The 10,964-nt window shown below is 41.4% G+C and carries 8 protein-coding genes and 1 pseudogene; 3 read left to right on the top strand and 6 right to left on the bottom strand.

What is annotated here, in order from left to right:
• Positions 1–55: 55 nt before the first annotated feature.
• On the bottom strand, positions 56–2,095 hold the full coding sequence (locus tag IEY42_RS20965; protein WP_188927144.1) for a TonB-dependent receptor plug domain-containing protein: 2,040 nt from the start codon (positions 2,093–2,095) through the stop codon (positions 56–58).
• Positions 2,096–2,673: 578 nt separating this feature from the next.
• Here IEY42_RS20965 and focA point away from each other — a divergent pair.
• Positions 2,674–4,272, top strand: a complete 1,599-nt coding sequence (focA, locus tag IEY42_RS20960) for a formate transporter FocA (RefSeq protein WP_188927143.1) — start codon at positions 2,674–2,676, stop codon at positions 4,270–4,272.
• A gap of 60 nt (positions 4,273–4,332) precedes the next feature.
• On the opposite strand, the gene IEY42_RS20955 is transcribed toward focA, so the two are convergent.
• From IEY42_RS20955 to IEY42_RS20940, 4 genes and pseudogenes are all read right to left on the bottom strand, one after another.
• Positions 4,333–4,554, bottom strand: coding sequence for a penicillin-binding protein (locus tag IEY42_RS20955; RefSeq protein WP_188923020.1), 222 nt, complete (start codon positions 4,552–4,554; stop codon positions 4,333–4,335).
• A gap of 130 nt (positions 4,555–4,684) precedes the next feature.
• Positions 4,685–5,182, bottom strand: a complete 498-nt coding sequence (locus IEY42_RS20950; RefSeq protein WP_188927142.1) for an ankyrin repeat domain-containing protein — start codon at positions 5,180–5,182, stop codon at positions 4,685–4,687.
• 93 nt (positions 5,183–5,275) lie between these two features.
• Positions 5,276–6,732 (bottom strand): annotated as a pseudogene (locus IEY42_RS20945) (catalase).
• Positions 6,733–6,935: 203 nt separating this feature from the next.
• Entirely contained in the window at positions 6,936–7,148 is a 213-nt protein-coding gene (locus IEY42_RS20940) for a hypothetical protein (RefSeq protein ID WP_188927141.1), read from the bottom strand.
• Between the two features lie 474 nt (positions 7,149–7,622).
• Here IEY42_RS20940 and IEY42_RS20935 point away from each other — a divergent pair, with 474 nt between their 5' ends.
• Together IEY42_RS20935 and IEY42_RS20930 are read left to right on the top strand one after the other, a co-directional pair.
• Positions 7,623–8,564, top strand: coding sequence for a helix-turn-helix domain-containing protein (locus tag IEY42_RS20935; RefSeq protein ID WP_188927140.1), 942 nt, complete (start codon positions 7,623–7,625; stop codon positions 8,562–8,564).
• A gap of 232 nt (positions 8,565–8,796) precedes the next feature.
• Positions 8,797–9,840: an MBL fold metallo-hydrolase gene (locus IEY42_RS20930; protein ID WP_188927139.1), complete on the top strand. Its 1,044-nt coding sequence runs from the start codon at positions 8,797–8,799 to the stop codon at positions 9,838–9,840.
• 14 nt (positions 9,841–9,854) lie between these two features.
• Here the strand turns inward: IEY42_RS20930 and IEY42_RS20925 are convergent, their stop codons facing one another.
• On the bottom strand, positions 9,855–10,754 hold the full coding sequence (locus IEY42_RS20925; protein ID WP_188927138.1) for a LysR family transcriptional regulator: 900 nt from the start codon (positions 10,752–10,754) through the stop codon (positions 9,855–9,857).
• Between the last annotated feature and the right edge of the window lie 210 nt (positions 10,755–10,964).

The following is a 10,964-nucleotide window of genomic DNA, read 5'->3' as shown; positions in this document are numbered from 1 at the left end:
CAAGGAACGAGCATTTAGTTCCTTTGGGGAGCTAATTTCTTATCCGAAGCTCAGGTTAATCAAGTAAGTTAGTTACACCGCTATAAAGTGAAAGGTAGTCGTTAAGCTCATAGCTAACACGTAAATCAACAGTGAAGTAAGACGGTGCATCAGCGCTTTTTTCAGAGTCAGGGTCAACTTCACCAGTGCTCAGTAGTCGGTTATAGCCTTCGTAGCCATAGTCAGATAAGTCACGGCTGCCTACCCACACCACATTGGCGAAGAAATCCCATCCATTGATGTCCCAATCGGCAGATAATGTAATGCGCTCTTCTATTGGCGCTACAGCATAAGATGATTGAAATACTGAGTCATAATCGAACATTTCACCGGTTAGGTTCAGGGTTAGGTCGTCAGTTAAACGATACCCTAAAGCAATGTCGGTGGTGACAACACTGGCTTTTTCATCAAGTTGAGTCAGTAGCGGGATACCTTGGTCATTCGTGGTTAATTGCGCCAAGTTTTCAACTTCGGTCCAAGCAAGTGAGGCCGTAGAAGTCAGTCTGTCACCTTCATAACTTAAGGCGTAGTTAACTGAGTTTGAACGTTCTAACTCATCAATATCGATATCGAAACCGAGTGAACCATCTAAAATACCGTGGTCGGTTTCAAAGAATGATAACGGTGCACGGTAACCGCGGCCGGCTGATAAACGCGACACCCACTCATCGTTGTGACGTAAACGAATGTCGACTCGAGGAGATAAAATTGACTCGTCAAGTTCTGTTCCTGGTTTGTTTGGATCAGTAAAGTCAGCAACAACGTTGTCGTAACGTAATGCCATTGCAACTTCAAGCTCATCAGTTACCTGCCAGGTGTCCTGAACATAAAGACCTGTTACATCGTAATCAAATGAATCAGAAATATAGTCAGGGTTTGCACTGCCTGAACGCGAGTTTGATCGCATTTCTTCAGTGCGGTGGTCCACACCAAAAGTCAGTAATTGGCTGTCGTTAAGTAAATAGTTAAAACGTGCATCAAAGAACCACATTACGTCATTGGCTGTGTAATCAAAGCCTTCATAAAAAGAGTCTTGGTCATGCTCTGCATAGCTGGTCGATAAGTGCATGTTCCATTCGTCGTTTAACTCTCTTAACCAAGTTAATGAAGCTTCGTTACGATCAGTTTTAATCCACTCAGACGTTTCCCAGGCTTTACCAGTAAAGTCATTGCGCACGTCACCGTCTTCAAATAATTCTTGAGCAGCGGTAGCATCGTCGTCATAACCTGATAACACCGTGCCGGTAGAGCTTGCAAGACCATCAGCATAAGTACCATCTAACATTGGGCCGCCAAAAATTTCAGATTGAATATTGGCAATACGCAATACAATGTTGTCGGTGTCGGTTACATCGTGCGACACTCTAGCGGTAAGACTGCGGTTTTCTTGTTGCGGAGATTCATTCACGCCATTGTCGTCAGCGTCATACTGGTCTCTATCATCGTATTGAGCAACTAATGTGGCACGTGTGCGGCCATCTTCACTGACACCTTTACCTAAGAAGCCCATCTTTTTGTAGCCATTTTCACCCACTGATACATCAAATTCTGCGCCGTTATCAGTGGGCTCATAACTAATAATGTTGACCGTGCCGCCAATGGCCTCAGGGGCAATTAATGACGCACCTGCGCCGCGGGCCACTTCAATGCGGTCTATGCCTGTCGTCGGAATCGCATCCACAGCATAGTAACCAGAAATCATAGTGTGTACCGGTAAGCCATCAACCAGAATGGTTGTTTGCTCGCCTTTCATGCCATTGAGCATGATGCGTTTCACGCCACACATAGAGCATTCGTTAGAAACTTTTACACCAGGAGAATTATCAATCGCTTCTGATAAGTTAACGGCATTTTTATTTTCGATAGTGCCAGCGCTTATCACTTCGGTTTTCATGATGGTGTTAGCTAAAGTACCGGCTTGTTCTAGCCTTTGCCTTACCCCCATTACACTTACACGTTCAATATTTTCCACATCGGGAGTAGAGGACTCTTCAGCCAATACAAATTGCGGACTTAGAATTACGGCTAATGCTGCTGCTATGTACGTTGGCTTCACTCTTTTTATCTCCATGGGATATATTATGAGCGAATAGTAATGGTAATGAGAGCGATTATCAATTGAACTAGATCATGTTTTTGACATTTAACTAAAACTAACGTTACTTGTTTTGTGAATACCAAACACAAAATGGGTCAATGTTACTAACCTGTATTAACCATTCGTACTTAAATAATAACTTAACAATGACTTATGGTTTATTTCGATTGTGTTCTGTTCATTATTTATAGCTATCCCCCCCGTATCGACAAAATTGATACTCTCAATCACCCTCTGTATTCACGTAATGACACATTAAAACCATTTTCTCACGACTGCTCATAAAACAACCTTCCAACTTGCCTTTCTAGGCTTATTTCTATCTAAAAATGGCAAAAAAGGCCGGTTTCCGTCCAAATAGGTATCAATTTAACTGATACTTATCTTAATAAAGACTCAATATTATTTAACTTTTTAATGTGTATTCTGAATATAAATCCAACGTTTAGAAAGCACATTAAGGAGTTATCAATGTATGTAAGCAACAATCGAGTCACGCCACGATTGGGAGCCTGTAGCACTTTACGGGGCGCGTCATGAAACAGTTTGACGCCCATGAGGCGACTAGACCTGTTAATCACCTTGCAGTCGTAGATAGCTCAGCAGCAATGAGCCCATTTGAAAAAGCCGCTGAATACGGACACGCCAAAGTGACAAAGCATATTGCACAGTCGTTTGGCTTATCAGTATTTGCTGGCGCCTTCATTGCACTGGCCTTTGTGTTTTATCTCACCGTGACCACAGGTGCTGCACCTGGTGCGTGGGGGTTGGTGCGGTTTAGCGGGGGTATCGCGTTTAGCTTAGGCTTAATTCTGGTTGTGGTACTCGGAGGAGAACTGTTTACCAGCACTGTATTAAGCGCAATTGCCTGGGCGCAAAAACGCGTCACCACCAAACAATTATTAGGTTGTTGGACAAGGGTGTATTTAGGCAACTTTTGTGGCGCAATGTTGATATTGCTATTAGTGATGATGTCTAAGATGTATGACCTAAACGGCAGCGCTTGGGGCCTCAACGCTTTACATGTCGCACAACATAAAATTCACCATGATTGGAGCCAAGCCTTTGCATTAGGCACCTTATGTAATTTGTTGGTGTGCCTAGGGGTGTGGATGACCTTTAGCTGCAAAGATGCCTTAGGTAAATCAATATTATTGATATTGCCAGTGGCGATGTTTGTATCAAGCGGTTTTGAACATAGCATTGCGAACCTATTTATGGTGCCGTTGGGGATTTCTATTGAGCACTTTATAGGTAGCGAATACTTCATGGCACTCGGCGTGGTTCCACAAGCATTTGCTGACCTCACCATTAGCAATTTTATCGTGCATAACTTAATTCCGGTCACCCTAGGCAACATTGTTGGCGGCGCAGTATTTGTGGGCCTTGGGTATTTTTGGATTAACGATCGCAACCCAAGCAGCAATCACGTCGCACAACTGCACATTAGCCCTATTGAACAAGGCCAAGCTCACCAACATGACGGAACTAACGTGCAGCAACAGCCACAACATTTATCGGCATCAGCACAGTTTCAGTCTTCAACTATTACATCAACTCACTCTCATTCAAGTCATAAGGACTTAACCATGAAAACCAAAATTGACAAACTTATCGTTAGCGAATTAATGGACACTAACCCTGGCACACTTAACGTTGATAACACGATTTATCAGGCGTTAGATTTACTCGCCGCAGAAAGCATTCGCAGTGCACCGGTTGTAGACCAAAATAATCAGTTATTGGGCTTTGTTTCAGAGCAAGATCTACTGCGCTCGTTATGGTCAGAAGAATTTGCCGCCACCTTACCCACAACAGTAAAAGAGGTGATGCAAACTAAAATGCTCACCGTAGCGCCAACAGAAAAAGTTGCCCAGTTGCTTGAGTTTATGGTGGTTGATAAGAAGAAGCTTTTCCCAGTAACCGACTCAGGCATGTATATCAGCGGCGGTTATCAGAGTTATGAAGAGCGCCTACGTGAAGCCTCAGCAGCGGTTCCTAGTGTTTACCCTGTCGTTGAAAACGGCCGCTTATGTGGGGTTATTCGCCGCGAATCACTTATGCAGATGTTTGCTAAGCTTTATCATCCACAACATGACGGTAACGCCCATCCAGTAGAGCAGTCTGTCGCGTAATAGTGGTTACTTGAGAGTTTGTTAACAAGCTATGGTTAAACCATAGCTTGTTACGTTTTATCAATACGTTGAATTAGGTGTGCTTTCAGGATTAATGTCGCCGTAAACCTCTTCTGGGTCGACATCATTGATCAATAACATTTCCCTGACGGTTTCAATATGATCTAATATTTTTTGGTAGTCATCGCCATATTCATACTTAGTGACTTCAATTGCTTTAGGCATGTAAGTAAACGCAATTTTCAATGCCTGCAATGCAGACTCACTCATTTTGTCACTCATGTCACACTCCTTGATGTTAAACCATATACAGCCAATATGTTTACCCAAAGAATATATCAATACAAGTCATTCGGCTTACGCTGCTATTACAGATGGACTGATCTTTTACACAGACCACCAGCGGCGGTAACTATTTTAGCTTGCTAAAAAGCAAACAAAACCCGAGCTTTAAAAACCTGGCGATGTTGGTTAATTGGGATGGGGCGGTGTTGCTAGGATAAACGCTATCAAGGTATTGTAAGATTTCTTTGCGACCAAACATAGAAGCCCAATCTCTTACATCCATATTGGTTTTGTTTTTAAGTGCTAAGCTTGCGCCGTATTCCAACAGCAATTTCAATATATCAAGGTTACCTTTATACGCTGCGGCCATTAGCACTGTGTTGCCAACAGCATCTGTAGAGTCTACATTGGCACCGCATCTTAATAAGGTTTCACAAAAGTCGTTTTCACTATTATAAACGGCCAACATTAATGCTGAATAACCTCGATTATTTTTAGCATCAACATCTAACTCACCATGCTGAGACAGCATGTTTGCTAGGCCTCTAAGATCGCCAACTCGCGCAAAATCAAAAATATCAGCTTCTGCACGATAGGTTTTTTTATACTCTTTCCAAGCTGTCATAAAATGCCTTTAATAGCTTTATACTCAATGACATAAATATAAAAAGCAGGCCTATATCGACGCATCATAGGCCTGCATTACTGTAGTGGTAAATTACACGATTTCTGTGATGTCTAGCCCTAACGCCACCGCAACGCCTGTGCCATAAGCTGGTGCAGCTTTATAACAATTGACAATATGACGATGCTTAACCTCTAATGATGCAGGAGCAATACTTCGTGCTGTATTGTCAAATAACACTTGCTGTTGTTCTGCAGTCATTAAATTAAACAAGTTACCAGGCTGAGTATAGTAATCACTGTCATCTTCGCGGAAATCCCAGTTATAAGCATCACCTTGCAGGTGCAATGGTGGCTCATTAAATTCTGGTTGTTGTTGCCACAATCCTAAGCTGTTTGGCTCATAACCTTTAGTGCTACCGTAATTGCCATCAACGCGCATGAAACCATCTCTATGACAAGAGTTTACCGGGCATCGAGGTTGGTTAACCGGAATATGCACATGGTTAACACCCAAACGATAGCGCTGAGCATCACCGTATGAAAATAATCGTCCTTGCAACATTTTATCTGGTGAGAAACCAATCCCAGGAACAATATTGGCAGGGTTAAATGCGGCTTGTTCGACTTCAGCAAAATAATTATCTGGGTTACGATTTAGCTCCATCACCCCAACATCAATTAACGGATAATCAGCATGTGGCCACACTTTGGTTAAATCGAATGGATGAAAACGATAACTTAATGCGTCTTTTTCAGACATTATTTGCACTTTTAGATCCCATTTAGGGAAGTCGCCTTTTTCAATAGACTCATAAAGATCTTGTTGATGGCTTTCGCGATTTTTACCCACCAACTCTTCAGCTTCTTGATCGGTTAAGTTTTCAATACCTTGTTGAGTTTTTAGATGGAATTTAACCCAAAAACGTTCATTATCAGCATTAAGAAAACTAAATGTATGGCTACCAAAACCATTCATATGGCGGTAAGTACGAGGAATACCACGATCACTCATGACCACCGTGACTTGGTGTAGCGCCTCAGGCAACATTGACCAAAAATCCCAGTTAGTATTTGCACAACGCATGTTAGTACGAGGATCACGTTTGACGGCATGGTTTAAATCTGGAAATTTTAGCGGATCACGAAGGAAGAATACCGGTGTGTTGTTACCAACAAGATCCCAGTTACCTTCTTCGGTATAGAATTTCATTGCAAATCCGCGAATATCACGTTCAGCATCGGCAGCACCACGTTCGCCCGCTACGGTAGATAAACGCCAAAACATCTCGGTTTTTTTGCCGACTTCAGAGAAGATTTTTGCTTTGGTATATTGAGTAATATCATGAGTAACAGTGAAAGTACCATATGCGCCAGAACCTTTCGCATGCATACGTCTTTCAGGGATCACTTCTCTATCAAAATGGGCCAGCTTCTCTAGAAACCACGCATCTTGCAATAACATTGGCCACGAGGCCCCGCAGTTTGAACATTTTGATTATCAACGACAGGCGCGCCGTTGCTTGTAGTCAGTTTATTTTGATTTGTCATTCTTTACTCCACTTACTTAGTCGATATGTTGTTAAAGGTTAGTGATTGATAAAACATATCAAAATTGCTAACTACTTGAATTTTTGGCAGAGTTTGAGCTGTTTCATTTTCTAGTGGTGACATTATTTGCTTGGCTATCAAGGTTGAAACAAAAAATGAAAGCATTCAGTCAAAATATCGCATTGTCAATCACGGTTAATAATCTATCCGTTATGGCAGACATTAAAAATTGGTATATCCAATACGGCTAATTCTGAAAGCGTATGCTCGTCAAAAGAGCTTAAATAGATAGCATCACAATGTGTATATTGGTTCCCAGCGTTGGAATCAGCATATCCCCATAAAACGGTATACATCTGATCAATATCATCAAGTGGTAAATACCCTCGGCTGTGTTTAACTGCCCCAATAAACATTTACCTTTCCAGAAAGGTATATTTTAAAAGAATACTCCGTCAGAAAGGTATTTAGCAAGTAAAATTGGACTGATTAAGGCTATCTTTTACAAAAATTTATTGAGTTAATGTAGCGTGGTTTCTGTGCACTTTTTGATAACATTTTGCTCCACCATGAGAGAGGTGGGGTTCAGCACTGGGATATTGAAGGGAAAGTTGAACGGTTAGAGGCTTTAAAACAAATGTGGTGTTGGGCTATATTATTGTTAAACAAGGTATAAAATAAAGAGCGCAGTTATTTCCCAAGCAATCTAGACACAATAAAAACCATAATACAGTAACGAGCAACAATAAACGTATACGGAAGGATTTAACCAACAAATGTAACTCGCAGCTTTAGATTGAAGCGCTGTAACAATGATGTTAATTTTAAAAGCTATATAGTTAATGAAAGCGGTATAGTTAATTGATATAGTTCAGTAAGGATGGATGCTCATGGCAAAAAAGAGTGATATACCAACCCATCATTACGATGAAGCCATTCATTACATTAAGCATCCAGATGAGACCTCGCATCTGTCACTCGATCCCCAAATGCCTTTCGTACTGGCTAAATTTGAGTTAATGCAAGACATAGCGCAAGCAAACTATCCCCATCGCCACAATTGCTATCAAGTGTTATACATTTCAGAAGGCGAAGGAACCCATACCATTGATTTTGTTCCCTACCCTGTTGCGGCGCCCACTCTGTTTTTTTTATCAAAAGAACAAGTGCATTACTGGCAACTCAGCAAACCATTAAAAGGTTATATTTTACTGATCCCGGAGGAGTTCTTAGGCTTTCCATCATCAAAGGTTGTCAGAACACATGACTTTTCTGTGTTTAATTATGTTGGAGATAGCCCACACTTACCGCTCGATAAAGAGCACTTCACAATGATTAATGGGCTTTTTGAGGCAATAGCCGATGAGTTTTACCGCGACAAAGACAGAAGCCTTTCGGTTTTAAGGGCTTATTTACATATCTTGCTCACAAAACTTCACCGCCTATATATGATTGAACATCCCAGCGAATGTTCGGCGATATTGTCACCCTTAGTCCGACAATTTAAGCAATTAGTCTCTGAACACTTTACCCAAGAGCACTCAGTGCAAGACTACGCCAGTAGAATTGGCGTCAGCACCAGTCACCTCAAAGATACCGTTAAAGCCGTCACGGGATCTGCCCCTGGCACGATGATCAGAGAAAAACTGATCCTAGAAGCCAAACGCTCACTTGTGCATAGCGATGCCACAGTGGCAGAAATTGGTTACAGCTTAAACTTTGAAGATGCCTCCTATTTTGGACGTTTCTTTAAACGAGAAACAGGCATAAGCCCAATAGCATTTCGCCAGCAATACCAACAAAAACACCCAACCATCGCTAGCAATCGTTAATGATAGCGACCTGCGAAAAGTGCCATTATCCCCGCGTTGAGTGTCTTAACAAGTTAAGACATTAAGTCGAAAATATATTCCAAGCGAACAACAATTTTTACCTATATATCGCGGTAAACGTAACGTAATGACTAGAACATTCAGGTCGCATCCAATATGCCACCCGATCACAGTTAAACACCCAGTTCTTTTCAACGTTAACGAACAGGTATTACTGAGAGGAATATATATCATGACAAAGTTAACAAGACGGTTTTCAACAACAACCCACCACATATTATATGCGTGGTTAATTTCAGCCCTGTGCATTTTCAGTGGGCTTGCAAGCGCAGCGCAAAGCACTTTTGATGTTGAAGCAGTAAAAGCTAAATACAGTATCCGAGACTATGTTTATACTCCATTGCCCGAACGTGGATACAATTATTTTAAGATTGCAGAGAACGCATACTTCGTCCATGACGATTTTGAAAATATGGTGTTTTTTGTCACTGACGATGGCGTCGTAGTTTACGATGCAAAGCCAGATGTCACCCCTTATTTACTTGAAGTCGTTAAAGAAGTGACAGACAAACCTATCACCCATGTCATCTATTCGCATCATCATCGCGACCATGCAGAAGGCATGTACTTATTTCCTGAATCAGCAATCAAAATATCTAATGATGAAACCGCCCGATTTCTCAAAAGAGCAAATGACCCCAAACGCCCAATGCCAGATATTGTTTGGAAAGACAGTTACGTTTTAGAAACCGGTGGCCTACGTCTTGAGTTTAATGACTTACCTGAAAACTGGCATTCACAGTCAGACAGCATAGGGTATGCACCACAACAGAAAATTTTATTGGCAACTGATACTTTCCACCCAGATGCCGCACCCTGGATTCATTTCGGTGAAGCTACTAACCCAATGTTTGCTTTCCAGTTGCCACAAATATTACTCGACACCTATGACTTTAACTTTATGGTCACTGGCCATGAACGAATTGTCGCAACGAGAGCACATTTGGAGCTATACAACGAACTAGTACAAGATATGAAAAACATTGTATTTGAAGTGGCTCAATCACCAGCATTCCATGCGCTAATGAAAGAAACTGAAAGCCGTTATGCTGATGGCGCTAAACATTGGGAATACAAAGAAATGATTACTAATGGCGCTAAAATGTCAGCCGCTAAATTCATTGACCGTTGGGCTGGCCGTGTTCGCAATGTAAATCTAAATATGGAAGAAAACTTCCAGATGATGTTTATGCAACTGATGATTTTAAATCCATAGAAAGTATATTTCGGCTACGTTAAATATTTTGAAAAATTGGCCACTACATAGTCTTTAAATATTTTTAAGCGCATTGGTTTATGCTTCTCTTGGGTATAAACCAAATAGAATGGGGTTGAGTCGATATACCATTCATCAAATAAGGGGATTAATAATCCCTTTTCAACCTCATCTTTACAATACAACGATGGCACTCTGATAATGCCGTTACCCGCTATCGCTGATGAAATCATGATCCGCCCATTTTTGCAGGTTAAATTGCCCTCAATGAACACATCCAATGTTTCGCTGGTTTTATTGTTAATAAATAGCCAGTTTTTTACACTGCCATTAATGCACTTGTGTGCTGTTAACTCTTTAGGATTAACGGGTGTACCGTAATGAGATAGGTATTCAGGGCTGGCATAAATGCCCACTTTTAAATCAGTGAGTTTTCGCGCAATAAGAGACGAGTCGGCTAATTTACCCATTCTAAAAACAAAATCAAATTCGCCAGAGATCAAGTCAACTCGATGACTAGAAAAATCTAAATCAATACTAATGTCTGGATGCTCTGACATAAAATCACTCACTAACGACGCTATGATATTTTCCGCAATCATGCCGCCTACGCAATTTATCTTAATATGTCCTGACAACACATTTGCGCTTTCAAGCACGCTATCAATAGCATGAGAAATACCATTTAGTGAACTTTTACAGCGTTCAAAAAACACTTCGCCCTGTGGAGTTAAATGCTGAGTTCGGGTTGTTCTTATCAATAAGCTTACACCCAAGTTAGCTTCTAGCTGAGCCAGTTGTTTTGAAATATGCGAGCGCGAACACTGCAGCTTTTCACCAGCTTTAGTGAAACTCCCCTGCTCAGCCAGTACAACAAATGTTTTGATATCAGACAGATTTACTGGTTTTTTCATACAAACCTAATTGTGGGCTCAAGTGAAACATCTATGGGACTGCGCACATATATACCAATAAAAAATACTGCCGTAAATCTCTGTTAGCAGATCTCAACCTGCTAACCAATGTAAACAATCGGCTTAAAACACCACAAAATGACGTAAAATCGTGGTAGAGCGGGCCATTACTGACCCGACCCCACACAGATCCGGACGTGCGGAACTACC

The organism is Shewanella algicola (assembly GCF_014648035.1).
In the GTDB taxonomy this organism is placed as follows: Bacteria; Pseudomonadota; Gammaproteobacteria; order Enterobacterales; family Shewanellaceae; genus Shewanella; species Shewanella algicola.
This window is presented reverse-complemented; position numbering and strand designations above follow the sequence as displayed.

Excerpts from the sequence above, each read along its gene's own strand:
- IEY42_RS20935 (WP_188927140.1), top strand. The coding sequence starts at position 7,623 with ATGGCAAAAAAGAGTGATATACCAACCCATCATTACGATGAAGCCATT.
- IEY42_RS20955 (WP_188923020.1), bottom strand. The coding sequence starts at position 4,554 with ATGAGTGACAAAATGAGTGAGTCTGCATTGCAGGCATTGAAAATTGCG.
- IEY42_RS20925 (WP_188927138.1), bottom strand. The coding sequence starts at position 10,754 with ATGAAAAAACCAGTAAATCTGTCTGATATCAAAACATTTGTTGTACTG.
- focA (WP_188927143.1), top strand. The coding sequence starts at position 2,674 with ATGAAACAGTTTGACGCCCATGAGGCGACTAGACCTGTTAATCACCTT.
- IEY42_RS20930 (WP_188927139.1), top strand. The coding sequence starts at position 8,797 with ATGACAAAGTTAACAAGACGGTTTTCAACAACAACCCACCACATATTA.
- IEY42_RS20940 (WP_188927141.1), bottom strand. The coding sequence starts at position 7,148 with ATGTTTATTGGGGCAGTTAAACACAGCCGAGGGTATTTACCACTTGAT.
- IEY42_RS20950 (WP_188927142.1), bottom strand. The coding sequence starts at position 5,182 with ATGACAGCTTGGAAAGAGTATAAAAAAACCTATCGTGCAGAAGCTGAT.